Source organism: Formosa agariphila KMM 3901, assembly GCF_000723205.1.
Classification (GTDB): domain Bacteria; phylum Bacteroidota; class Bacteroidia; order Flavobacteriales; family Flavobacteriaceae; genus Formosa; species Formosa agariphila.
In genome coordinates, this window is the sequence record NZ_HG315671.1 from 417,170 (window position 1) to 441,366 (window position 24,197).

Below are 24,197 nucleotides of genomic sequence, written 5' to 3' on the forward strand. Positions count from 1 at the left end.
AAAATTGAATGCAAAATTATAAAATTACAGATGATTTCTGTGTACTAAAACACACTGAAAGAATTCATACAATATGGACCAATTGGATGAGTAAATGACACATTCTTAATTTTTACGAATCTAAAATTTTAAATTCATAAATAAAGTGTATTTTGCATGAGAATTGTGTTTAAATAATTTCAGTGAAAGCAAACAAAGTAAATATTGAGCCTTATAAAGCTTATGGTGTGGTTTATCATGCTGATACTTGTTTGCCATTAATTGATGCGTATAATCGAAAAAAAATAAAATTTAAAGCCCTCGCGAGACATACTTATCCTGGCGATAGATTAGACGAAAATACGTTAGGGCTTAATAGTATTGGGTATTGGGATGCTAACGAACCACAGGATTGGGGATTAGATTGGCATAGAAATGAAGGTATTGAATTTCATTTTTTAGAATCTGGTAGCATGCCTTATGCACAAGAAAATAAGGACGTTATATTAACACCAAACCACTTAACAATTACTCGTCCATGGGAAGCCCATAAAGTAGGAAATCCGTATGTAGGTATGGGGAAGTTTTATTGGGTGATAATTGATCTGGGAGTACGACGACCACATCAAGAATGGGTGTGGCCAGATTGGATAACTTTAATTCCGAAAGACTTAGATCGCTTGACTGCCATTTTAAGACAGAATGAAAAATCTATTTGGAAAACAGATCAAAGAGTTCGTGAATGCTTTGTAAGGATTAATAAGGCTATTAATACCGACGATAATGGTAGTAATGCGTCCAGGATTAGATTACTGATTAATTATTTATTGATTTTGTTGCTAGACTTATTAGATGCAGAAGATGTTGTTTTAGATGAAAAACTTACCGATAGTTCTCGAAGTGTAAAATTCTTTCTAGACGAACTAGAAAAAAACTTATCTGAAAATTGGACTGTAGAACTTATGGCTGAATCTGCAGGCGTGGGTATTACACGATTTACACATCATTGCAAGCGTCTTACCAATGTGACGCCTATGCGATATTTAATGATGAAACGCTTGGCTTTATCTAAGACCATGTTAAGAGAGAATACCGATTTAACAATCGCTGAAATTGCATATACCTGTGGTTTTGCAACAAGTCAGTACTTCGCAACTGTATTTAAAAAACACGAAAAGTGTTCGCCAAATAGTTATAGATTAAAACATGCTATAGCGAATACCGAATGTGTTTAAAATATTTCACTGAATAATTATACACCTCATTCTGAAATCTATTTTCTATTTTCACTAAGTAGAAATTTATAGAATAGTTTTCAAATCCTTTCCCGTTCTCCTTGTTTATAGATAGGCTTAGGTTGTTTAAGATGTTATTCTTTTAATTCTGACACAAACTAACCTAACCAAAGACATAAAAATGGAAACTATCAATAAGAAAAGACTTTTTCTTGGGAGCTGTCTGGCTCTAATAACCACTGCAATGACATTTGCTATTCGAGCACGGTTAGAAACCGTTTTCGGACCAGAAGGTGTTGGTTTAACTTTAGAACAAATTGGCTATGCATTTACGCCTGCTTTTTTTGGGTTTACTCTAGCCATGATATTTGGAGGACCTCTGGTAGATTTTCTCGGCATTAAAAAAATTACTTGGATTGCATTCATTATGCATGCTGTTGGGATTGTATGGACCATTTTAGCAGACTCGATGACCTCGTTATTCTTAGCGACATTATTTGTAGGTATTGGAAACGGTATGGTAGAAGCGGCTTTAAATCCGATGGTTGCATCCATGTACACATCCGAAAAAACTAAAATGTTAAATCGGTTTCATGTTTGGTTCCCTGGCGGTATTGTTATAGGGTCAATTGTAGGATGGTTAATTATGGATGTTTTAGGCTTGAGTTGGCAAATTATGGTGGCTACTTTATTTGTACCTCTATTTTTATACGCTGTTTTATTTTATGGTCAAAAATTTCCAGTAACAGAACGTGTTCAAATGGGAATTAGTAATAAAAAAATGTTTTCAAGTGTTTGTAAACCACTATTCCTATTTATGGTGTTTTGTATGTTGTTAACATCCGCATCCGAATTAGGAACCACACAACGTATCGAATCCCTTTTAAAAGAATCTGTTGCCGTGCCGCTTTTAGTGTTAGCATTTATTAATGGTATTATGGCATTAGGGAGATTGTTTGCGGGTCAAGTCGTTCATAAATTACAGCCTTCAGGGATGTTACTATATTCGGCGATATTCACATTTATTGGTCTGTGGTTATTAACCATAACTACTGGTGGAATGACCTTTGTTGCAGCAGCTGTTTTTGCTGTTGGAGTCACATTCTTTTGGCCTACTATGTTAGGGTTTGTAGCAGAATATTTACCAGAAACAGGAGCGTTAGGACTCTCGATTATGGGAGGAGCAGGTATGTTTTCGGTGTCTTTAGTATTACCTATTATGGGAAAATTAATGGATGATGCTAATGCTTCTGAAGCTTTACGTACCATGTCCATTTTACCAGCTATTCTAATTGTAGCATTTTTAGGATTGAACATGTATATGAAAAAACGAAATAAAATAGAACAAGCATAATTTATTATGGGAAGAAAATTAAGAATGGGAATGATTGGTGGAGGAACCGGATCATTCATTGGAGATGTACACAGAAAAGCTGCTGCTATCGATGGGATGATCGATTTGGTTTGTGGAGCGTTTAGTAGTAATGCAGAAAAATCGAAAGCATCAGGAGCGGCGTTATTCCTTCCTGAAGATAGGTGTTATGGTAGTTTTGAAGAGATGATCTTAAAAGAAATAGAACTGCCCGAAAGTATTCGTATGGATTTTGTGTCTATAGTAACACCAAATCATATGCATTTCGCGCCAGCAAAATTGGCATTAGAACATGGTTTTCATGTGGTGTGCGATAAACCGATGACCTTAACTTTGGAGCAAACCTTAGAAATAGAATCTATAGTTGAAAAGAGCGGAAAGATTTTTGCTTTAACGCATAATTATACGGGATATCCTATGGTGAAGCAAGCGAGAGCTATGGTTGAAAATGGGGATTTAGGACATATTAGAAAAATACAAGTGCAATACCTGCAAGGGTGGTTATCTACCGCCGTAGAGCAAACAGGGCAGAAACAAGCTTCTTGGCGAGTCGACCCAACTAAATCCGGTATTGGAGGTGCTTTAGGAGATATTGGGACACATGCCGAGAATTTAATGGGATACATCACTGGATTAAAAATTAAAGAATTAGCAGCCGATTTAGGGAGATTTGGAGAAGGTAGAGTCTTAGACGACGATGGCAATTTACTGCTTCGTATGGAAAATGGAGCAAAAGGCACCATGTCTATTTCTCAAATTGCTTTAGGAGAAGAAAATAATTTGGCTATAAAGGTTTATGGAGACAAGGGGAGCTTAGAATGGGAGCAGGAAAATCCGAACCGATTAATAACACATTGGCTTGAAGAACCTGTAAAAGTATATACGCCAAACGGAAACGATTTGTACGACGCAGCGCTTAATGTATCGCGTATTCCTGCAGGTCATCCGGAAGGATATTTAGAAGCATTTGCAACAATTTATAAAAATTTCGCAACTCATGTTATGGCTATTTTAAGCGGTGAAACTATAGAGCGACCGGATTACCCAACGGTTAAAGATGGTGTGCGAGGTATGCAGTTTATTTATGCAGCGGTAGAAAGCGATAAGAATAATGCCGCATGGACAACATTTAAAAAATAATAACGTACTCAATTTTTTCAGAAAGTTTGAGGAATAAAGTTCGCTCTTTATGGAGAGTGTTAATATATGAAAACAATAAAAGGACCAGCAATTTTTTTAGCGCAATTCGCAGGAAGTGAGGCGCCATTTAATTCGTTAGATACTATTTGTAAATGGGCTGCAGATTTAGGTTATAAAGGAATTCAAATCCCAACATGGGTGCCTGAATTGATAGATTTAGACAAAGCTGCCGAGAGTCAAACCTATTGCGACGAATTAAAAGGGAAAGTAAATTCATACGGATTAGAAATCACAGAATTATCGACACATTTACAAGGGCAATTAGTTGCCGTAAATCCAGCTTACGATACACTGTTCGATGGTTTTGCGCCAGATGCATATAAAAACAATCCTAAAGCTAGGACAACATGGGCAATCGATACGGTTAAAAAAGCCGGAACCGCCAGTGGAAGATTGGGGTTGAAATCGCATGCCTCCTTTTCTGGAGCGTTGTTGTGGCATACAGTATACCCTTGGCCACAGCGGCCGCAAGGTTTGGTAGAGATGGGGTTTGAAGAGTTGGCAAAACGTTGGTTGCCTATTTTAAATCATTTCGACGAACACGGTGTCGATGTGTGTTACGAGCTTCATCCAGGTGAAGATTTGCATGATGGTGTGAGTTTCGAACGGTTTTTAGAAGCGACGGGACATCATAAGCGCGCCAATATTCTTTACGACCCGAGTCATTTTGTACTGCAGCAGTTAGATTATTTAAAGTTTATCGATTATTATCACGAACGCATTAAGTCCTTTCACGTAAAAGATGCTGAATTTAATATGTCTGGAAAGCAAGGTGTGTACGGGGGGTATTCCGATTGGCAAGACCGTGCTGGACGTTTTAGATCTTTAGGAGATGGACAAGTTGATTTTAAAAGTATTTTTACGAAATTAACTAAATACGATTGCGATGTTTGGGCAGTCATGGAATGGGAGTGTTGTATAAAATCTTCTGATCAAGGAGCAAGAGAGGGTGCGCCTTTTATTCAAAAGCATATTATTGAAGCTGCCGAACGTAGTTTCGATGATTTTGCGGGAGTCAAACCAGATGAAAATTATTTAAAGAGTATTTTAGGAATTTAATTCGTTTTCAAATAAATAGATTTAATATGAAAAAATATATTGTTTTACTCTTCCTGAGTTTGTGTTTTATCTCTCAGGGATATAGTGCAGATGAGGTTGGGCGGAAAATAAAAGTCCTTATTGTTGATGGGCAAAACAATCATGATGTGTGGCCAAAGTCTACAATTATGATGAAACAATATTTAGAGGAAACAGGAAAGTTTACTGTAGATATTGCAAGAACACATTTTTTGCATAAAAGTGAAAAATATAAAGATTGGTTAGATTATGCAAATGTAGAAGAGGGTGAAGAAGGTCAGCCAATAACCGACCCTGATTTTAATCCTAAATTTTCAAAATACGATGTAATTATTTCTAATTTCGGCTATAAAGCAGCTCCATGGCCAGAAAAAACTCAGAAAGCTTTTGAAGAATTTATAGCAAAGGGAGGTGGTTTTGTAAGTGTGCATGCCGCAGATAATAGTTTTCCAGAATGGGAGGCTTACAACGAAATGATTGGTATTGGAGGCTGGGGAGGTCGTACCGAAAAAAGTGGACCTTATTTATATTTAGACGAAAACGATAATCCGAAGAAAGATTATACGCCGGGACCAGGAGGGAAACATGGGAAGCGTGAAGATTTTGCTGTAACTAACTATAATGAGGAACACCCAATTACTAAAGGCTTGCCTAAAGTATGGATGCATGCCAACGACGAATGTTATGCTATGATGCGAGGTCCTGCAAATAATGTAAGTATTTTGTCTACTGCAGTGTCTACTTTAAAAGATGCTGCGTTAAAACAAAAAGAACCTGTAATTATGACTATCAACTATAAAAAGGGAAGAATATTTCATACCACTTTAGGTCATGATGTTGAGGCTTTTGAATGTGTTGGCTTTATTACCTTTTTAAATAGAGGTGTAGAATGGGCAGCAACAGGAAAAGTTACTCAAACAGAAGTTCCAAGCGATTTTCCAACAGCAACGAAAGTGTCTAAGCGTAATTTTACTTATAAAAAGTAGAAAGTAGCTTAAAGTATATATTAATTATGAATCCTCTAAAATTGAACGTTTTAGAGGGTTTTTATTTTCTATAATGTAGTATATGCAATAAATTTTGAATTATTTTAAATAAAAGCATCTAAAAGCAATATAATCAATAATTTTCGTTAATAATAGCATAATAGTTGTTGCTCATTTCAATTTAAAATTATAGCTTTACAACATGGAAAATTTAAAAAATAATATACGTTACGTATTTCGTAGGTTGCCCGCAAGTGCACCTCGCCGCCGCTTTTAATCTTCGTCTAAAGCAAGTTATTACGTAATTTTAATTTTTTCATAGTGTCCAAATTTTTTATCATAGTAAATTTAAATAAAGTTAATTTTTTAATTAACCCGAATCCTATGCGCCGTATTCTTGTTCGTCGCCCTTAGGGTGTATTTATAATTTTATTGAACTTAGGTGAGTCCGGTTCAGCTATCGAAAAAAAATAAATTAAAGACATTCAATACAAGTTTAAGATATGGAAATAGTTATTGCCGACAAATCGCATACTATTTATGCCGAAATTATTTGTGAAACCATAGCCGATTCAGCTAGAGTAAGAGGTACTGGGATTGCTAAAAGAACTCCCGAGTACGTTATTGCTAGAATAATAAATGGAAATGCTGTTATCGCTTTAGAAGATGGTAAGTTTGCAGGCTTCTGTTATATTGAAGCATGGGGACACGGTAAGTTTGTTGCCAATTCTGGTTTAATTGTACATCCAGACTTTAGAAATAGAGGGCTGGCAAAGCAAATAAAACATAAAATTTTCAATCATTCTATAACAAAGTTTCCAGATGCTAAAGTTTTCAGTATAACAACAGGATTACCTGTAATGAAAATGAATTCAGATCTAGGATACAAGCCTGTAACATTCTCAGAATTAACAGACGATCAAACCTTTTGGGACGGGTGCCAAACCTGTAAGAATTATGATGTTTTACAACGTACAGAACAAAAAATGTGTTTATGTACAGGAATGTTGTACGATCCAGATAAACAACCTCCAAAAGATCAAAAAGAAGTAAAATCTAAAGTATTTCAACGTTTAAAAAGTATTAAGGAACATTTATTTCTAAAAAAGCAAGATAAATAGTATTGGTGTAGTTTTTGTACATAAAATGGGGTCTGACCAAATAAGCAGTCATTAAAAGTAAAATGGATATACTAGTCGATACAGATATTAAAATTGATCAAGTGATTGCACAGGCCGAAACCTTTTGCGAGGAAGAAGGTATTGAGCTTAAGTTGGTCTATAAACTTTCTAATAAGTCTTTAGAGATTATTTCGGAGCGATCTAGAGTGCTTCCTACGCTGTATTATGTGAGTGTAGAAATGCTTAAGAAACGTGTTGAAAATGGTTGCTTTATTTTAACTAAAGATAATCGTATTTGCGGACACATTTTTGTTCACGAGCATCAGGTTAAAGAGCATTTAATATACGAAAGATCATCACTGTGGGTCGATAGTGATTATAGGCAATATAATCTCGGTCTATTACTTATGGCCAGACTAACCGAATACTTTAACGATACTTTTTTAATTTCAATAGCTCAAACTACTAAAGTTCATTATTACAACGAATTGTTGGGGATGACTCATGTTACCTTATCAAAAATGTCGGTTGTATTGGTCGAAGAGCTTGAGAAATTAGGAAAACTGAGAGACGAATTAAATTTTAGATATTATGTAAATGCCTGTTTTGCCAAGGAAATAGGTCAAATAAAATAAGAAGTAATTAAATTATAGTAAAATGAAAAAATTAGTAATAGCATACAGTGGAGGTTTAGACACATCATACTGTGCAGTAAGTTTATCAAAAGAGTACGATGTACACGCAGTAAGTGTTAACACCGGAGGTTTTACTAAAGAAGAAATTAGCCATATAGAAAGTAACGCTTATAAAATGGGCGTTTCTACTTATAAAAATATTGATGCCGTAGCTACATTTTACCAAAAAGTAGTGAAGTATTTAATTTTCGGAAATGTGTTAAAAAATAATACATATCCGTTATCTGTGAGTGCAGAACGTATTATTCAAGCCATCGAAATTGTAGAGTATGCAAAAAGCATCGATGCAAAATATATCGCTCACGGAAGTACTGGAGCAGGAAACGACCAAGTGCGTTTCGATATGATTTTTCAAATCCTAGCGCCAGAAATTGAAATTATTACGCCTATTAGAGATCAGAAATTAGCCAGACAGACAGAAATCGATTATTTGGTTGCCAATGGTATCGACATGAACTGGGCAAAAGCTAAATATTCTGTAAATAAAGGATTGTGGGGAACTAGTGTAGGCGGAGAAGAAACATTAACATCAGAAAAACCATTACCTAGCGAAGCATATCCGTCTCAATTAGAAAAAACAGATGAACAAAAAGTAACGTTAACGTTCAAAAAAGGTGAATTTGTAGCCTTTAACGGAACCGAAGCCGCTCCAGAAAAAAATATTGAAGCGTTACATGAAGTAGCTTCAAAATACGCCATAGGAAGAGATATTCATGTTGGAGATACTATTGTTGGAATTAAAGGACGTGTTGGTTTTGAAGCTGCCGCAGCTTTAATTACAGTAAAAGCACACCATTTATTAGAAAAACATACACTTACTAAATGGCAAATGCAACATAAAGATTACTTGTCTAGTTTCTATGGGATGCATTTACACGAAGGTCAGTTTTTAGATCCTGTAATGCGAGATATGGAAGCATTCTTATCTAGTAGTCAGGAAAATGTAACAGGAGATGTTGTTGTAACACTTAAGCCTTACCATTTCTCTTTAGATGGAATCGTGTCTGAACACGACTTAATGAATTCTACATTTGCAAGTTATGGTGAAGAGAACAAAGGATGGACAGCAGATGACGCTAAAGGATTTATAAAAATTCTTGGAAACCAGAATAAGATATACCAACTCGTAAATAAGAAATCATGATACAAGCCGGAATTGTAGGAGGAGCAGGTTATACTGCAGGAGAACTGATTAGAATACTAATGTATCACCCACAGGTGAATATCGATTTTATTTACAGTACGTCTAATGCCGGAAATGCGGTGAGTAAAGTGCATCAAGATTTAATTGGGTCTACAGATTTACAATTTACAGATACCATTAATGCCGATGTAGATGTGTTATTCTTATGTTTAGGCCATGGGAATTCTACTGCGTTTTTAGAAAATAATAGCTTTTCTGATGCGACTAAGATTATCGATTTAAGTAACGATTTTAGATTAGAAGCCGATGCAAATTTTAACGGTATGGAATTCGTTTACGGACTTCCGGAACTAAATAAAGAGGCTATTGTTAATGCGAAGTATTTAGCAAATCCAGGATGTTTTGCAACGGCAATTCAATTGGCATTATTACCATTAGCATCAGACGGGAAATTTAAAGACGATGTGCATATTAATGCTGTAACGGGGGCAACAGGAGCCGGAACATCTTTATCTGCAACTACACATTTTACGTGGCGAGATAATAACTTTTCGTACTACAAACCTTTTACACATCAGCATTTGGGGGAAATCAATCAGTCGGTAAAGCAATTACAAAGTAATTTTAATTCAGAAATCATTTTTATGCCAAATCGTGGTGATTTTTCTAGAGGGATTTTTGCAACAGCTTACACGAAATATGAAGGGACTTTAGAAGACGCAAAAACATTGTATAAATCATTTTACAAGGATGCTAAATTTACAGTGGTTTCAGATGAAGATATTCATTTAAAACAAGTGGTAAATACGAATAAATGTATCCTTCATTTACATAAACACAACGATAAATTATTAGTGACAAGTGTGATTGATAATTTGTTAAAAGGCGCTTCAGGACAAGCGGTTCAGAATATGAATTTAATGTTCGGATTTGAAGAAACCGAAGGGGTTCAATTAAAAGCTACTTACTTCTAAAACCACTAACCATATGAAAATTGCTATAATCGGAACGGGAAATTTAGGGCATTCTATCGCAAAAGGTTTAATTATCGATAATGCGTTTACTACTCTTTATTTAACCAAAAGAAATTTAGAATCACTAGAAGAATTTAATGGGTACACGAATGTAACTATTACTAGTGATAATGTTGAAGCAGCCAAAAAATCTGATATTTTAATATTTGCGGTTCAACCTGCTCATTTTGAAAAAGTATTAGCTGAAATTACACCGTATTTAACAGAAAAACACGTGTTAATTTCAACTGTTACTGGATTTTCAATCCCAAAAATAGAAGGGGTTGTTGGCGAAAATCAGTTTGTAATTCGTGCCATGCCAAACACAGCAATCGCTGTAGGGAAATCTATGACTTGTATTTGTAGTAATACGCAGGGAGCAAAACGTATCAAGATTTCTCAGGCTATTTTTAATCGATTAGGCCATACCTTAATTATTCCAGAAAGCCAGATGCAAGCTGCAACGGTTATTTGTGCTAGTGGTGTAGCCTTTTGGATGCGATTAATTCGCGCCACAACACAAGCGGCAATACAACTAGGTTTCGATGCCGAAGAGGCTCAAGAATTATCGATGCATACTTGCGAAGGCGCAGCTAGTTTGCTTATCCAAACTGGGAATCATCCAGAGGAAGAAATCGATAAGGTTACAACGCCAAAAGGCTGTACTATTGAAGGGTTAAACGAAATGGAACACAAAGGTTTAAGTTCGTCTTTAATTCAGGGAATGGTAGCGTCTTACAATAAAATTAGCAACATTAAAAAAGAACAAATATGAGTTTGTTTCCAGTATATCCGCTTTACGATATTACCCCAGTAAAAGCGAAAGACGTTTTTGTTTACGACGACAAAAATGTAGAATATTTAGATTTATACGGTGGTCATGCTGTAATTTCTATAGGGCATGCACACCCAACATACGTAGACCGTTTAACGCGTCAGTTAAAAGAGATTGCATTTTATAGCAATGCCATTCAGAATCCGTTGCAAGAACAATTAGCAGCAGAATTAGCCGACTTCTCAGGATGTAAAGACTACCAGTTATTTTTATGTAATTCAGGAGCAGAGGCGAATGAGAATGCATTAAAATTAGCATCTTTTCATAATGAAAAATCTAAAATTATTGCCTTTAAAAATGGGTTCCACGGAAGAACTTCTGCCGCCGTTGCAGCAACCGATAATCCTAAAATTGTAGCGCCATTAAACGCCCAACAAGATGTTGAGTTTTTTGAATTGGGCGACTTAGAAGGAGTAGAACAAGCGTTAAAAAATAACGATGTTTGTGCTGTAATTATAGAATTTATTCAAGGTGTTGGAGGTTTAGACGAAAGTACAACCGCATTTTACCAAGGACTTGAGAAATTATGTAAAACATATAATGCATGTTTTATTGCCGACGAGGTACAATCGGGATTTGGTAGAACGGGAGATTTCTTCGCATTTCAAAAACATAACATTACGCCAGATATTATTTCTATGGCAAAAGGTATGGGGAATGGTTTTCCTATTGGAGGTATTTTAATTCATCCAGATATAAAAGGACGATTTGGATTATTAGGAACTACTTTTGGAGGAAATCATTTAGCATGTGCGGCTTCTATTGCTGTTTTAGATGTGCTAAAAGCAGAAGATTTGCTGGCGCACACTAAAGAGATTTCAGCATATTTTCTTGAAAAAGCAAGCCAATTACCACAATTAAAATCAATTAAAGGTCGTGGTTTAATGTTAGGATTAGAATTCGATTTTCCGATTTCAGACCTTAGAAAAAACCTTATTTTCGACCATCATATATTTACAGGAAGTGCAAAAAATCCTAATTTATTAAGAATACTTCCGCCATTAACGATTCAAAAAGAACACTTAGACATATTCTTTGAGGCTTTAAAAACAGAATTAGCTTAGCATGAAAAAATACACGCAAATATCAGATATTTCAAATCTTTCAGAAACCATAAAAGAAGCTATTCTTTTAAAAATGAATCCTTTCGAACATAAACACTTGGGTAAGAATAAAACCTTAGTGATGTTGTTCTTTAATTCGAGTTTACGGACGCGGTTAAGTACAGAAAAGGCGGCGAAAAATCTTGGAATGGATGTCATGAGTTTAAATGTAAACGATGCGTGGAATTTAGAGTTTGAGGACGGTACAATTATGAATGCCGGAACTTCCGAACATGTAAAAGAAGCGGCTGCTGTGATCTCTCAATATGCCGATATGATTGCTGTGCGTGCCTTTCCAAGCCTAATGGATAGAGATAAAGATTATGCAGAAATGGTAATTAACAGCTTCGAAAAGTACGCCACTGTGCCTATTGTAAATATGGAAAGCGCTACGGCACATCCGTTACAAGCATTGGCAGATGCGATTACCATTTCAGAATTATCTGAAAAAGCACGTCCAAAAGTAGTCTTATCTTGGGCGCCACACCCTAAAGCATTGCCACAGGCGGTACCCAATTCATTTGTTGAAATGATGATAAAAATGGATGTCGATTTAACCATAACGCATCCCGAAGGCTATGAGCTTAATCCTGAAATTACGAAAGACACGCCAATTAATCATAATCAAGAAGAAGCGTTAAAAGATGCCGATTTTGTATATGCTAAAAACTGGAGTAGTTTTTCAGATTATGGAAAGATTTTGAATACAGATCCGAATTGGATGATTACTAAAGAGAAACTAGGACAGGCTAAATTTATGCACTGTTTGCCGGTAAGACGAAATGTAATTGTAGAAGATGCTGTTCTAGATAGTGAACAATCTATAGTGATGCAGGAAGCTAATAATAGAACGTACGCTGCACAAATTGTTATGAAAGAAATTTTAGAAAACCTATAATATGAAAACACTAAAAGTTGTAAAAATAGGTGGTAATATTATTGATGATGATATCGCTTTAGCTGAATTTTTAAAAGGTTTTGCTGCACTTGAAGGTCCGAAAATATTAGTACACGGTGGAGGGAAATTAGCTACTAAAATGGCTAAATCTATGAATATCGAAGTGCAAATGGTAGACGGAAGACGCATTACAGATGCAGATACTTTAGATATTATTACGATGGTTTACGGCGGAAAAATCAACAAGAATATTATTGCGCAATTACAAGCTAATAACTGTAATAGCGTTGGGTTTACGGGTGCAGATGGAAACGTAATTGTTTCAGAAAAACGCCCGGTAAAAACTATAGATTACGGATTTGTAGGCGATGTAAAACACGTGAATACCAAAGTGCCTAAAGTGCTTTTAGAAAACGATATTACACCCGTTTTTTGTGCGATAACACATAACGAAAACGGACAATTATTAAATACAAACGCAGATACTGTAACATCTGAATTGGCTATCGCTTTTGCAGATTTATATCAGGTAGAACTTTATTACTGCTTCGAGAAAGACGGGGTTTTATTAGATGTCGATGATGCGAATTCAGTGATTGAAGATATCAATACCAAAAATTATGAGACTTTAAAAGCAGACGGTGTAATTACAGACGGCATGCTACCTAAGTTAGATAATTGTTTTCATGCCATTACTAATCACGTAAGTAAAGTGTGTTTAGGAAAACCAGAGATGCTATTTAATCAGAACACAAAACATACAACCATTCAAGCCTAATGACAACGCAACAATTAACAGAAGAAGCTATTTCATTACTAAAGCGTTTGATTGAAACCCAATCATTCTCTTCAGAAGAAGATAAAACAGCGCAACTTATAGAAGCTTGGTTTATACAGAAAAACATTCCGTATACACGAACTAAAAATAACGTTTGGGCAACAAATAAATATTTTACAGAAGGCAAGCCAACGATGCTTCTAAACTCGCATCACGATACTGTTAAACCGAATAACGGATACACTAAAGACCCCTTAAAAGCTATTGTAGAAGATGGTAAATTATATGGTTTAGGTAGTAATGATGCCGGAGGATGTTTAGTGTCCTTAATTGCAACATTCACGTATTTTTACGATAAACCAAACTTAAAATATAATTTGGTTATAGTCGCTTCTGCCGAAGAAGAAAGTAGTGGGCCTAATGGCTTAAACAGTATGTTATCTATAATTCCAAAAATAGATGTGGCTATTGTCGGGGAACCTACATTAATGAATTTAGCCATTGCAGAAAAAGGATTGGTGGTGTTCGATGCTAAGGTAAAAGGAACGCCTAGTCACGCGGCGCATCCAAATAACGATAATGCCATTTATAATACTATTGAAGTGCTTAATTGGTTTAAAGATTATAAGTTCGATAGACCATCAGAAGCTTTAGGTGACGTAAAAATGACAGTCTCTCAAATTTCTGCGGGTAAACAACATAATGCCATTCCAGCCGAAGTAGAATTAGTAATCGATGTACGTGTAAACGATAAATATACTAATGCAGAGATTAACGATATTTTAGTAAAGGAAGCACCTTGCACAGAGATTGTAGCACGTAGTTTACGATTAAATTCATCTTCAATTCCTAAAGATCACGAATTGGTAAAAGCAGGTATCGAAATAGGAAGAACTACTTATGGGTCACCAACATTATCAGATCAGTCTGTTTTAAGTTGTTCGTCTTTAAAATTAGGACCAGGAGATAGTACACGATCACATTCTGCCGACGAATTTATTTATTTAAATGAAATTGAAGAAGGTGTTGCAATTTACATTCAATTATTAGAAAAAATACTTTAATTATTTAAGTTGAATGTTCAGCTTAAACTATAAAAATCTTACTTATGAAACTTTGGGATAAAGGGCTTTCAATAGATAAAAAAATAGAACAATTCACTGTTGGTAACGATAGAGAAATAGATATACATATTGCTAAATACGATGTTATTGCTTCTAAGGCTCACGCCAAAATGTTACAGAGTATAAATATTATTACAGCCGAAGAGTTAGAACAATTATTAGGAGGTTTAGATGTTTTAGAGGCTCAAATAGAAGACGGTACATTTGTTATTGAAGAAAGTTTTGAAGATGTGCATTCTAAAATAGAATTTGAACTGACAAAAACTTTAGGCGATGTTGGTAAAAAAATACATACTGCACGTTCTAGAAACGATCAAGTTTTAGTGGCGCTTCAATTGTATTTTAAAGAAGAATTAAAAACTATTCAGGATAAAACGAAAACGTTTTTCGATACTCTAATTGGATTGGCCGAAACTCATAAAGATGCTTTATTACCCGGCTATACACATTTACAAGTGGCAATGCCGTCGTCTTTTGGTGTTTGGTTTTCTGCTTACGCAGAGTTGTTAATCGATGATGTGTATATGTTACAAGCTGCTCAAAAAGTAGCCGATCAGAATCCGTTAGGTTCTGCTGCAGGTTATGGAAGTTCGTTCCCAATAGATCGTGAATTAACGACTAAAGAAATGGGCTTTTCAACCTTAAAATATAATGTGGTGGCCGCGCAAATGAGCCGTGGAAAAAGTGAACGTACCATTGCAGCTTCATTAGGAAGTTTAGCAAATACGCTGTCACGTTTCGCCATGGATATTTGCTTGTATAATAGTCAGAATTTTGGTTTTATAGCCTTCCCAGACGAGCTAACAACGGGAAGTAGTATTATGCCACATAAAAAGAATCCTGATGTGTTTGAATTGATTCGTGGAAAGAGTAATAAGATACAAGCACTTCAAACCGAAATGGTGTTAATCACGAATAACTTGCCTAGTGGATACCATCGTGATTATCAATTATTAAAAGAGAATATGATTCAGGCTCTTGAAGATATGAAAGATATTCTAGACATTTTTAATTTCTCTATTGCTCAAGTTAAGGTGAAAGATATCGATTTACACGACGAGAAATATAAGTTCTTATTTACTGTAGATAATATCAATACTTTGGTGGTAGAAGGGATGTCGTTTAGAGATGCTTATAAAAAAATTGGAGGAGAAGTAGAGGCGGGAACTTATGTGCCATACGATTCTAAAAAACACACCCATTTAGGAAGCATCCATAATTTGGGATTAGATAAAATAAGTCTTAAATTTCCGAAACTTTAAAACAAACTTTAAAAGCGAAATTATGAAATATTTAAAATTAACAGTATTGATGTTAAGTTCTACATTCTTAATGAATTGTGGAGGAAAAGAAGAAAAGAAAAAAAGCTTTTCTTACGATACAGAAGTTGAAGCACCAGCAACACCAGCAGTTGCAACAACACCTGAAACAACCACAGCAGATACAGCCGAGGCAACAGATGGTGTAGTAGAAATTATGCTTCATGGAGACGATAAAATGACTTTTAATTTAAAAGAAATTAAAGTTAAAGCAGGTCAGAAAGTGAAATTAACTTTAATGCATACAGGAAAAATGCCAAAGAATGTAATGGGACATAATTTTGTGCTTCTTAATAAAGGCGTAGAGCTATCTACCTTTGCTTCTAAAGCAGCTTCTGCAGCAGATCATGAATATGTACCAGAAGGTTCTGAAGATGTTATTGTCTACACTAAATTACTTGGTGGTGGAGAATCTGATGTAATTGAGTTCGATGCTCCAGAAGCTGGAACTTACGATTTCTTATGTAGTTTCCCAGGACATTACGCTTTAATGAAAGGTAAATTTATTGTTGAGTAAATTCAATTTATAAACATAGTAAAATTAAAAAGCGTCTTAGTATTTAAACTAAGACGCTTTTTTAATTATTAAACTTTGCTGTAAGTTATATTATTGTTGATTGTCCTAAGTGAATATTAGAAAAATTATGATTAGAATCTGTAGGATTACTAATAAAATCAGCAATGAAATCTCCAACCTTAGTTGTTGTAATATTGTCGTATTTAGTATTTAAATCTGGAGTTGTAATATGTAGCGCTAAAGATTTATCTACAGCCGTTCTAATTAAATCAGCTTCATCGTTTAAATCGAAATGATCTAATAGCATAGCAGCCGATAAAATAGAAGCAATAGGGTTTGCAATACCTTTGTTTGTAGCTTGTGGATAAGATCCGTGAATAGGCTCGAACATCGCATATTTATCTCCTACAGAAGCAGAAGCTAATAATCCGATAGATCCACCAATAACACTAGCTTCGTCACTAATAATATCTCCAAACATATTCTCAGTTAAAATAACATCAAATTGTTTTGGGTTTAAAATCATTTGCATTGCAGCGTTGTCTACAAATAAGAAATCTAATTCTATATCTTTATAGTTTGTGGCAACTTCTTTAACCACTTTACGCCATAAACGAGACGATTCTAATACGTTTGCTTTATCAATTAAAGTTAGTTTCTTTCTACGTGACTGAGCAGCTTTAAATGCTAAATGTGCAATACGTTCTATTTCATTACGTGAGTATTCACATAAATCTGAAGCTGTATTTCCGTCTTCACTTAGTTCTTTCTTTCCGAAATAAATACCTCCCGTAAGTTCGCGATAAATACTAATGTCGGTACCCTTAATAATATCCTTTTTTAAAGGCGATTTACTTAAAAGAGCATCGTAAGCTTTTACAGGTCTTATGTTTGCAAATAAACCTAAAGACTTTCTTAACGCTAATAAACCTTGCTCTGGACGTACTTTTGCAGAAGGATCATTATCGTATTTAGGGTCACCAATCGCACCAAATAATAAAGCATCGCTATTTTTACAAAGCTCTAAAGTTGCTTCTGGTAATGGGTCACCAGTTTCGTCTATAGCAACAGCACCAACTGGAGCATATTTAAAATTAAAAGAATGATCGAATTCTAAAGCTATGGCTTTAAGAACTTTTATAGATTGTGCAGTGACTTCTGGTCCAATTCCGTCTCCTGCTAATACTGCTATGTTTAGTTTCATAAGAATTATTTTTTAGTTTGCTGTAAAAGCAGAACTAATTGGTAATGGTTGCAAGTTAATATTTAGGCTTTGTTTTCGAAAGCTAAAATATCTTCTTTTTTACTTAATAAATAGTCAATATCATCGTAACCATTTATTAGGCAGGTTTTTTTGTAAGGATCAATATCGAAAGACTCCTTAAAATCTGTATCTTTTATAGAAATGATTTGTGTTTCTAAATTTACACTAATTATTGTTTCAGGGTCTGCTGTAATGTGATTAAATAATTCTTTTAAAAACGCTGGCGAAACCTGCACAGGAAGAATACCATTATTTAAGGCATTTCCTTTAAAAATATCGGCAAAGAAACTAGAAACAACAACTTTAAATCCGTAATCGGCTATGGCCCAAGCGGCATGCTCACGACTAGAACCACAACCAAAATTATCGCCGGCTACAAGGATACTTCCCATGTAGGTGGTGTCGTTTAAAGGAAAGTCTTCGTTTAAGTCTCCGTTTTTATTAAATCTCCAATCTCTAAATACATTATCTCCAAAACCTTCTCTGTCTGTAGCTTTTAAGAAACGTGCAGGAATAATTTGATCAGTATCTATGTTTTCTATGTCTAATGGAATGGCTCTAGACTGAAATGTTGTAAACTTTTCCATTTAGTTTAATTGTTTTGTAATGTCAATAATTTTTCCTTCTATAGCTGTTGCTGCAGCTACTAATGGACTTGCTAAAATTGTTCTGGCACCTTGACCTTGTCTACCTTCAAAATTTCTATTGGAAGTAGAAACGCAATATTCGTTTTGCGGAATTTTATCGTCGTTCATGGCTAAACATGCAGAACAACCTGGTTGGCGAAGTTCGAAACCTGCATCTGTAAAGATGTCTTTAAGTCCTTCTTCAATAATTTGTGCTTCCACTAATTTACTTCCTGGAACTAGCCATGCGGTAACATTTGGGGCTTTTTGTTTGCCTTTTATATAATTAGCAGCTACTCTAAAATCTTCAATTCTAGAGTTGGTACAGCTACCAATAAAGACAAAATTAATTGGTTTGTTTATAAGAGATTCGCCTTTTTTGAAATTCATATATTTTAATGACTTTTCAAATGAAGCATCGTTAAGTGTAGGGATGTTTTCAGATACTTTTATCCCCATACCTGGGTTTGTTCCATAAGTAACCATAGGTTCAATATCTTCTGCATCGAAGACATATTCTTTATCGAATACAGCACCTTCATCAGTAGGTAAGGTTTTCCAATAGGCAACTTTATTTTCAAATTCTTCACCTTTTGGTGCGAATTCACGGCCTTCAACATAATCGAAAGTCGTTTGGTCTGGTGCAATCATTCCACCACGAGCGCCCATTTCAATACTCATATTACAAACCGTCATACGGCCTTCCATACTCATATTTTCAAAAACATCTCCGGCATATTCACAGAAATATCCTGTACCAGCATTTGTTCCTAATTTTGCAATAATATATAAAATAACGTCTTTAGGAAGTACGCCATTTTTTAATGTTCCATTTACAGAAACGCGTAAACTTTTAGGTTTAGTTAAAAGTAAACATTGACTAGCAAAAACTTGAGCAACCTGACTTGTACCGATTCCAAAAGCAATAGTACCAAATGCACCATGTGTAGAGGTATGACTATCTCCACATACGATTGTCATCCCAGGTTGTGTGATACCTAATTCGGGAGACATAACATGGACTATTCCATTATATTTGTGACCTAATTCAAAAAGTGTGATTCCGTTGTCGGCGCAGTTTTGTGACAGCTGCTCAAGCTGATGTCTAGATAATTTATCTTGTATTGGTAAATGTTGATTTGTTGTTGGTGTATTGTGGTCTGCTGTGGCCACAATTTGGTTGGGTCTAAATACAGGAATGTCTCTGTCTTTTAACTCATTAAAAGCTTGAGGACTTGTTACTTCATGTATTAAATGCTTATCGATGTACAAGATTTGTGGCCCATTTTCTATGGCGTCTACAACATGCGCATCCCAAACTTTATCGAATAATGTTTTTTTCATTTTTTAAGTTTTTGCTATTTCAAATGTATATTAATCTAAAATAGACTTCAGGCTTATTTTTTAAGCTGAAATAATTTGACTGTAAATACTACTACCTTCAATGATTTGATGAATATCAGAATCATTTATTTCTTTTTTTACATCTGCAAAATCTAAGAAACTTGCGTAAACGACATCTAACTGTAATTTTGTTAACTCGTAACCTACATTTTTAGCTCTATACGCTAAAGCAGCTCTACCACTTCTAGCGGTTAAAACAATTGCAGATTCTGTAACTCCAACATCTTTAGGGTCTATAATTTCGTACGTTTCACGATTTTTAATTACACCATCTTGGTGAATTCCAGAACTGTGTGCAAAAGCATTAGCTCCAACAATAGCCTTGTTTGGCTGGGTGTAAATACCCATATGTTCTGAAACCATTTGGCTTGTGCTATATAATAAAGATGTATTAATGTTTGTGTCTAAATTTAAAGTAGGATGCTGTTTTAAAATCATTACAACTTCTTCTAAAGCAGTGTTTCCTGCACGCTCACCAATACCATTAATAGTACATTCTATTTGTCTTGCACCATTAATTACACCTTCTATAGAGTTTGCTGTTGCTAAACCTAAATCGTTGTGGCAGTGGCAAGATAAAATGGCTTTTTCTATACCTTTAACGTTTTCCATTAAGTACTTAATTTTAGCACCATATTCGTTTGGTAAGCAATACCCCGTAGTATCTGGAATGTTTAAAACCGTTGCTCCAGCTGCAATTACAGCTTCGCATACTCTTGCTAAATAGTCGTTGTCTGTTCGTCCTGCATCTTCAGCATAAAACTCTACATCTTCTGTAAATGTTTTAGCATAACGAACGGCTCTTACAGCACGCTCGATGATAGCATCGCGATTAGAGTTGAATTTAAATTTTATATGAGAATCAGATGTTCCAATTCCTGTGTGAATTCTAGATTTTTTTGCATAACGCAACGCTTCACCAGCAACTTTAATATCATTTTCTACAGACCTTGTCAGACCACAAACCGTTGCATTCTTTACGATTTTTGAAATGGCTTCAACCGAAGCAAAATCTCCAGGACTTGACACCGGGAAGCCCGCTTCAATAACGTCAACTCCCAGCGTGTCAAGTCTTTCAGCAATGATTAATTTTTGCTCTTTGTTTAACTTGCAACCAGGGACTTGTTCGCCATCGCGTAACGTTGTGTCAAATATTTGAATGTTAGAATGTGACATATATCTAAATTTAATTTCTTTATTGTTCTACGAATTTATATTATACTTTTGTTAAACAATACCTCATAATGGTGCTTTTACGATGTTTAAAAGCATTTTTGTATATGTAAATAATTGAAATTCAATAAGTTAGAACTATTTTTATTTGATGATAAAAGACCAAAAAGATAATTTATTTTTATTAGTAAAGTCTCTAACTAAGTCCGAAAAGCGACAGTTTAAACTTTATGTAGGAAGACTAGGTGTAAATAACGATTCAAAATTTTTGAACCTTTTTAATATCTTAGATAAGTTATCTGTCTACGACGAAGATTTTATTTTAAAAAACGGTGACGTTAAAAAACAACAGTTGGCAAATGTAAAAGCGCATTTGTACAAGCAAATTCTAATTAGTTTAAAGTTAAACCCTTCGCACCAAAATATTAGGTCTCAAATTCGTGAGCAATTAGATTTTGCTTCAATTTTATATCACAAAGGGTTATATAAACAAAGTTTAAAAATTCTGGATAAATCGAAAGATTTAGCCATTCAGAATGAAGAGAAAAACTTGGCTTTCGAGATTGTAGAATTCGAGAAGTTAATAGAATCTCAGTATATTACACGTAGTATAGGAGGACGTGCAGACGAACTTACAATTCAGGCAAAAGAACTTAGTGCATTAAATGTTGTAGCTAGTAAATTATCTAATTTGTCACTTCAGTTATATGGTTTGTTTTTAAAAACAGGTTATGTTAAAAATGAAGATGAAGGCGAACAAGTAGCTTCTTATTTTTACAAAAGATTACCAAAATACGATATTAAGAATCTAGGATTTCGCGAAAAATTATGGCTATACAATGCGTATTTGTGGTTTAGTTTTTTAACTCAAGATTTTAAAAACTGTTACAGGTATGCTTCTAAATGGGTGGAATTATTTTACGATAATCCAAACATGATTAATCTAAATCCGGTTTTCTTTTTAAAGGGAAAAAACTATTTATTAGAAGCGTTATTCTTTGTTAGAAGTCGAGATAAATTTGAAGAAGCTCTTATCCGTTTAGAAAAAACAGTGAGCGATAAAACATTTTTAAGAGATGAAAACGTTGAAGCTTTGGCGTTTTTATATTTGAATTTAAATAAAGTGAATTTACATTTTATAGATGGTTCTTTTGAAGAAGGCTTAAAATTGATTCCTAAAATTGAAGCCGATTTAAAGAAGTATTCAAATAGAATAGACGAACATCACACCATGATTTTCTATTACAAATTTGCGAGTTTGTATTTTGGGGCGGGAGACAATAAAAAGTGTATTACGTATCTCGATAAAATTATTTCTAACAAAAGTTTGTCCATGCGTGAAGACTTATTGTGCTTCTCTAGAGTCTTAAATTTAGTAGCACATTACGAGGCTGGACTGGATTATCATATAGAAACATTATTACGTAGTACATATAAGTTTTTAATCAAGATGAACGATTTACATGAAGTTCAAAAAGAGATGATAAAATTTATAAAAGGCTTGCAAGACGTGTATCCGCAGGATATTAAAAAAGCTTTTATGAAGTTACGAGATACGTTAAAAACCTACGAAGATCACCCGTATGAAAAACGTGCATTCTTATATTTAGACATTATTTCTTGGTTGGAAAGTAAGATTGAAAACAAGCCTGTAGGTCAGATTATTAAAGATAAATATTTGGCGAATAACAAGAGCTAAAAAAGATAATTTCATAAAAATGTTCTAAATAATTTGGAAAATCAACTTTTCTAACTGAATATTTGTACTCACAAAGTTCAATTACATATTGAAATGTTATCAAGAAAGGTGGAGGGATTAGACCCGCTGAAACCTTAGCAACCCTTTAACTTATAAAGAAGGTGCTAAATTCTACTTAAAAACCGATTCATTTATCGGGGATTTAGATAGATAACTAAACGAAATTGCTAGCAGTAATTTTAATTTTTCTTTTTAACATTTTTCTATTAGGTATGCCTTAAAAATTAGGGTGCATTTGGCTTTTAGTTTTAATTTATTAACTCAAAAAGAAAGAAAAATGAGTACACAAAAATTCGCAACACAAGCGTTGCACGCAGGACACGATGTTACAAAAAATGGAGGAACACGTGCGGTGCCAATTTATCAAACTTCATCTTATGTGTTTAACGATTCAGACCATGCAGCAAACTTATTTGCGCTGGCAGAACCAGGTTACATTTACACACGATTAAACAACCCTACTAACGATATTTTAGAGCAGCGTCTAGCAGCAATCGAAGGCGGTATTGCAGCAGTTGTTACTGCTTCTGGAACGGCGGCGATTTCTACAGCTTTATTAACATTATTAAAAGCTGGAGATCATATTGTAGCATCTAGTAGTTTGTATGGCGGAACCTACAATTTATTGGCTGTTACTTTACCAAGACACGGTATTACAACCACATTTGTAGACCCTTCTGAGGCTGAAAATTTTCAAGCTGCAGTACAAGATAATACACGAGCTGTATTTATTGAATCTTTAGGGAATCCGAAATTAGATGTTTTAGATATTGAAGCTATTGCCAAAGTATCTAAAGCGAATGATATTCCTTTAATTGTAGATAATACAGTGGCTTCTCCAGCCTTATTAAATCCAATTCAATACGGTGCAAATCTTGTTATTCACTCGTTAACAAAATACATTAACGGAAACGGCACAAGTTTAGGAGGTGTTATTGTCGATGCTGGAACATTTAATTGGGCAAACGGAAAATTCCCTGAATTTACAGAACCATCTGCAGGATATCACGGGTTAGTATATAGCGAGGTTTTAAAAGAAGCCGCGTTTATTGCTAAAGTTAGAATTGAGGGCTTACGTGACTATGGTAGTGCTTTAAGTCCGTTTAACGCCTTTCAAATTATTCAAGGGTTAGAAACTTTAGAATTACGTATTAAAAAACATAGTGAAAATGCTTTGGCTTTAGCACAATGGTTGGAAACACAAGACGAAATTGCTTGGGTAAATTATCCAGGTTTAGAAAGTAGTAAATATAAAGCTTTAGCAGATAAATACCTTCCAAAAGGCCAAAGCGGTATGGTAACATTTGGGCATAAAGGTGGTTTTGATGCTGCTAAAATTATAGCCGATAAAACTCAAATATTCTCACTTTTAGCAAATATTGGAGATACCAAATCATTAATCATTCACCCTTCAAGTACCACGCATCAGCAGTTAGATGATGCGGCTCAAGCAGCTTCTGGAGTGACTAAAGATTTAGTGCGTTTATCTGTAGGAATAGAGGATTTAGAAGATCTAAAATCTGATTTAAAACAAGCCTTCGAAGCTGTTAAAAACGCCTAACAGTTTCTTTTAAA

Annotated in this window: 22 protein-coding genes and 1 riboswitch; of the genes, 18 read left to right on the plus strand and 4 right to left on the minus strand. The window is 34.7% G+C overall.

Annotation, left to right across the window (positions count from 1 at the left end; translation table 11 throughout):
* The first annotated feature begins 182 nt into the window (after window positions 1-182).
* The 16 genes from BN863_RS01695 (at window position 183) to azu (ending at window position 16,396) form a co-directional block, all read left to right on the plus strand.
* Window positions 183-1,214: a helix-turn-helix transcriptional regulator gene (locus BN863_RS01695; RefSeq protein ID WP_038526707.1), complete on the plus strand. Its 1,032-nt coding sequence runs from the start codon at window positions 183-185 to the stop codon at window positions 1,212-1,214.
* A gap of 181 nt (window positions 1,215-1,395) precedes the next feature.
* Window positions 1,396-2,568, plus strand: coding sequence for an MFS transporter (locus BN863_RS01700; RefSeq protein WP_038526710.1), 1,173 nt, complete (start codon window positions 1,396-1,398; stop codon window positions 2,566-2,568).
* A gap of 6 nt (window positions 2,569-2,574) precedes the next feature.
* A complete protein-coding gene (locus BN863_RS01705; RefSeq protein WP_038526713.1) occupies window positions 2,575-3,726 on the plus strand; it encodes a Gfo/Idh/MocA family protein in 1,152 nt (383 codons plus the stop codon).
* A 66-nt stretch (window positions 3,727-3,792) separates the two neighbouring features.
* On the plus strand, window positions 3,793-4,845 hold the full coding sequence (locus BN863_RS01710) for a sugar phosphate isomerase/epimerase family protein (RefSeq protein ID WP_038526716.1): 1,053 nt from the start codon (window positions 3,793-3,795) through the stop codon (window positions 4,843-4,845).
* Window positions 4,846-4,871: 26 nt separating this feature from the next.
* Window positions 4,872-5,849, plus strand: a complete 978-nt coding sequence (locus BN863_RS01715) for a ThuA domain-containing protein (RefSeq protein WP_038526721.1) — start codon at window positions 4,872-4,874, stop codon at window positions 5,847-5,849.
* 503 nt (window positions 5,850-6,352) lie between these two features.
* The gene (locus tag BN863_RS01720; RefSeq protein ID WP_038526723.1) at window positions 6,353-6,970 is read left to right on the plus strand and encodes a GNAT family N-acetyltransferase; all 618 of its coding nucleotides are present in this window, start codon (window positions 6,353-6,355) and stop codon (window positions 6,968-6,970) included.
* A 62-nt stretch (window positions 6,971-7,032) separates the two neighbouring features.
* The gene (locus BN863_RS01725) at window positions 7,033-7,605 is read left to right on the plus strand and encodes a GNAT family N-acetyltransferase (RefSeq protein ID WP_038526726.1); all 573 of its coding nucleotides are present in this window, start codon (window positions 7,033-7,035) and stop codon (window positions 7,603-7,605) included.
* Between the two features lie 22 nt (window positions 7,606-7,627).
* Entirely contained in the window at window positions 7,628-8,809 is a 1,182-nt protein-coding gene (locus BN863_RS01730) for an argininosuccinate synthase (protein WP_038526729.1), read from the plus strand.
* Window positions 8,806-9,783 carry an N-acetyl-gamma-glutamyl-phosphate reductase gene (gene argC / locus BN863_RS01735; protein ID WP_038526732.1) on the plus strand — a complete coding sequence of 326 codons (978 nt, stop codon included), beginning with the start codon at window positions 8,806-8,808 and terminating at the stop codon, window positions 9,781-9,783. The genes BN863_RS01730 and argC overlap by 4 nt, the downstream gene beginning before the upstream one ends.
* 13 nt (window positions 9,784-9,796) lie before the next feature.
* Window positions 9,797-10,597 carry a pyrroline-5-carboxylate reductase gene (gene proC / locus BN863_RS01740; protein WP_038526735.1) on the plus strand — a complete coding sequence of 267 codons (801 nt, stop codon included), beginning with the start codon at window positions 9,797-9,799 and terminating at the stop codon, window positions 10,595-10,597.
* Window positions 10,594-11,721, plus strand: coding sequence for an aspartate aminotransferase family protein (locus BN863_RS01745; RefSeq protein WP_038526738.1), 1,128 nt, complete (start codon window positions 10,594-10,596; stop codon window positions 11,719-11,721). The genes proC and BN863_RS01745 overlap by 4 nt, the downstream gene beginning before the upstream one ends.
* A 1-nt stretch (window position 11,722) precedes the next feature.
* The gene (locus BN863_RS01750) at window positions 11,723-12,658 is read left to right on the plus strand and encodes an N-acetylornithine carbamoyltransferase (protein WP_038526741.1); all 936 of its coding nucleotides are present in this window, start codon (window positions 11,723-11,725) and stop codon (window positions 12,656-12,658) included.
* A 1-nt stretch (window position 12,659) separates the two neighbouring features.
* Window positions 12,660-13,436 (plus strand): acetylglutamate kinase, encoded by a 777-nt coding sequence (argB, locus tag BN863_RS01755; protein WP_038526744.1) that lies wholly within the window; start codon window positions 12,660-12,662, stop codon window positions 13,434-13,436.
* Window positions 13,436-14,500 (plus strand): M20 family metallo-hydrolase, encoded by a 1,065-nt coding sequence (locus BN863_RS01760; protein WP_038526746.1) that lies wholly within the window; start codon window positions 13,436-13,438, stop codon window positions 14,498-14,500. The genes argB and BN863_RS01760 overlap by 1 nt, the downstream gene beginning before the upstream one ends.
* Window positions 14,501-14,544: 44 nt before the next feature.
* Window positions 14,545-15,822: an argininosuccinate lyase gene (gene argH / locus BN863_RS01765; RefSeq protein ID WP_038526749.1), complete on the plus strand. Its 1,278-nt coding sequence runs from the start codon at window positions 14,545-14,547 to the stop codon at window positions 15,820-15,822.
* 22 nt (window positions 15,823-15,844) lie between these two features.
* A complete protein-coding gene (gene azu, locus BN863_RS01770) occupies window positions 15,845-16,396 on the plus strand; it encodes an azurin (protein WP_038526752.1) in 552 nt (183 codons plus the stop codon).
* 85 nt (window positions 16,397-16,481) lie between these two features.
* Here the strand turns inward: azu and leuB are convergent, their stop codons facing one another.
* From leuB to BN863_RS01790, 4 genes are all read right to left on the minus strand, one after another.
* Entirely contained in the window at window positions 16,482-17,600 is a 1,119-nt protein-coding gene (leuB, locus tag BN863_RS01775) for a 3-isopropylmalate dehydrogenase (protein ID WP_038526754.1), read from the minus strand.
* A 62-nt stretch (window positions 17,601-17,662) separates the two neighbouring features.
* The gene (gene leuD / locus BN863_RS01780; protein ID WP_038526757.1) at window positions 17,663-18,247 is read right to left on the minus strand and encodes a 3-isopropylmalate dehydratase small subunit; all 585 of its coding nucleotides are present in this window, start codon (window positions 18,245-18,247) and stop codon (window positions 17,663-17,665) included.
* On the minus strand, window positions 18,248-19,630 hold the full coding sequence (leuC, locus tag BN863_RS01785) for a 3-isopropylmalate dehydratase large subunit (RefSeq protein ID WP_038526760.1): 1,383 nt from the start codon (window positions 19,628-19,630) through the stop codon (window positions 18,248-18,250). It lies immediately after the preceding gene.
* Between the two features lie 60 nt (window positions 19,631-19,690).
* The gene (locus BN863_RS01790) at window positions 19,691-20,866 is read right to left on the minus strand and encodes a 2-isopropylmalate synthase (RefSeq protein ID WP_084817446.1); all 1,176 of its coding nucleotides are present in this window, start codon (window positions 20,864-20,866) and stop codon (window positions 19,691-19,693) included.
* Window positions 20,867-21,014: 148 nt separating this feature from the next.
* On the opposite strand from BN863_RS01790, the gene BN863_RS01795 reads away from it, so the two are divergent.
* The gene (locus BN863_RS01795) at window positions 21,015-22,562 is read left to right on the plus strand and encodes a hypothetical protein (RefSeq protein ID WP_038526763.1); all 1,548 of its coding nucleotides are present in this window, start codon (window positions 21,015-21,017) and stop codon (window positions 22,560-22,562) included.
* 93 nt (window positions 22,563-22,655) lie between these two features.
* Window positions 22,656-22,779: riboswitch (SAM riboswitch) on the plus strand.
* A 120-nt stretch (window positions 22,780-22,899) separates the two neighbouring features.
* Window positions 22,900-24,183, plus strand: a complete 1,284-nt coding sequence (locus BN863_RS01800) for an O-acetylhomoserine aminocarboxypropyltransferase/cysteine synthase family protein (RefSeq protein WP_038533011.1) — start codon at window positions 22,900-22,902, stop codon at window positions 24,181-24,183.
* The last annotated feature ends 14 nt before the right edge of the window (window positions 24,184-24,197 follow it).

Bases quoted from the DNA above. Each gene is read 5' to 3' on its own strand.
- BN863_RS01700 (WP_038526710.1), top strand. From the start codon at position 1,396: ATGGAAACTATCAATAAGAAAAGACTTTTTCTTGGGAGCTGTCTGGCT.
- BN863_RS01705 (WP_038526713.1), top strand. From the start codon at position 2,575: ATGGGAAGAAAATTAAGAATGGGAATGATTGGTGGAGGAACCGGATCA.
- BN863_RS01710 (WP_038526716.1), top strand. From the start codon at position 3,793: ATGAAAACAATAAAAGGACCAGCAATTTTTTTAGCGCAATTCGCAGGA.
- BN863_RS01715 (WP_038526721.1), top strand. From the start codon at position 4,872: ATGAAAAAATATATTGTTTTACTCTTCCTGAGTTTGTGTTTTATCTCT.
- BN863_RS01720 (WP_038526723.1), top strand. From the start codon at position 6,353: ATGGAAATAGTTATTGCCGACAAATCGCATACTATTTATGCCGAAATT.
- BN863_RS01725 (WP_038526726.1), top strand. From the start codon at position 7,033: ATGGATATACTAGTCGATACAGATATTAAAATTGATCAAGTGATTGCA.
- BN863_RS01730 (WP_038526729.1), top strand. From the start codon at position 7,628: ATGAAAAAATTAGTAATAGCATACAGTGGAGGTTTAGACACATCATAC.
- argC (WP_038526732.1), top strand. From the start codon at position 8,806: ATGATACAAGCCGGAATTGTAGGAGGAGCAGGTTATACTGCAGGAGAA.
- proC (WP_038526735.1), top strand. From the start codon at position 9,797: ATGAAAATTGCTATAATCGGAACGGGAAATTTAGGGCATTCTATCGCA.
- BN863_RS01745 (WP_038526738.1), top strand. From the start codon at position 10,594: ATGAGTTTGTTTCCAGTATATCCGCTTTACGATATTACCCCAGTAAAA.
- BN863_RS01750 (WP_038526741.1), top strand. From the start codon at position 11,723: ATGAAAAAATACACGCAAATATCAGATATTTCAAATCTTTCAGAAACC.
- argB (WP_038526744.1), top strand. From the start codon at position 12,660: ATGAAAACACTAAAAGTTGTAAAAATAGGTGGTAATATTATTGATGAT.
- BN863_RS01760 (WP_038526746.1), top strand. From the start codon at position 13,436: ATGACAACGCAACAATTAACAGAAGAAGCTATTTCATTACTAAAGCGT.
- argH (WP_038526749.1), top strand. From the start codon at position 14,545: ATGAAACTTTGGGATAAAGGGCTTTCAATAGATAAAAAAATAGAACAA.
- azu (WP_038526752.1), top strand. From the start codon at position 15,845: ATGAAATATTTAAAATTAACAGTATTGATGTTAAGTTCTACATTCTTA.
- leuB (WP_038526754.1), bottom strand. From the start codon at position 17,600: ATGAAACTAAACATAGCAGTATTAGCAGGAGACGGAATTGGACCAGAA.
- leuD (WP_038526757.1), bottom strand. From the start codon at position 18,247: ATGGAAAAGTTTACAACATTTCAGTCTAGAGCCATTCCATTAGACATA.
- leuC (WP_038526760.1), bottom strand. From the start codon at position 19,630: ATGAAAAAAACATTATTCGATAAAGTTTGGGATGCGCATGTTGTAGAC.
- BN863_RS01790 (WP_084817446.1), bottom strand. From the start codon at position 20,866: ATGTCACATTCTAACATTCAAATATTTGACACAACGTTACGCGATGGC.
- BN863_RS01795 (WP_038526763.1), top strand. From the start codon at position 21,015: ATGATAAAAGACCAAAAAGATAATTTATTTTTATTAGTAAAGTCTCTA.
- BN863_RS01800 (WP_038533011.1), top strand. From the start codon at position 22,900: ATGAGTACACAAAAATTCGCAACACAAGCGTTGCACGCAGGACACGAT.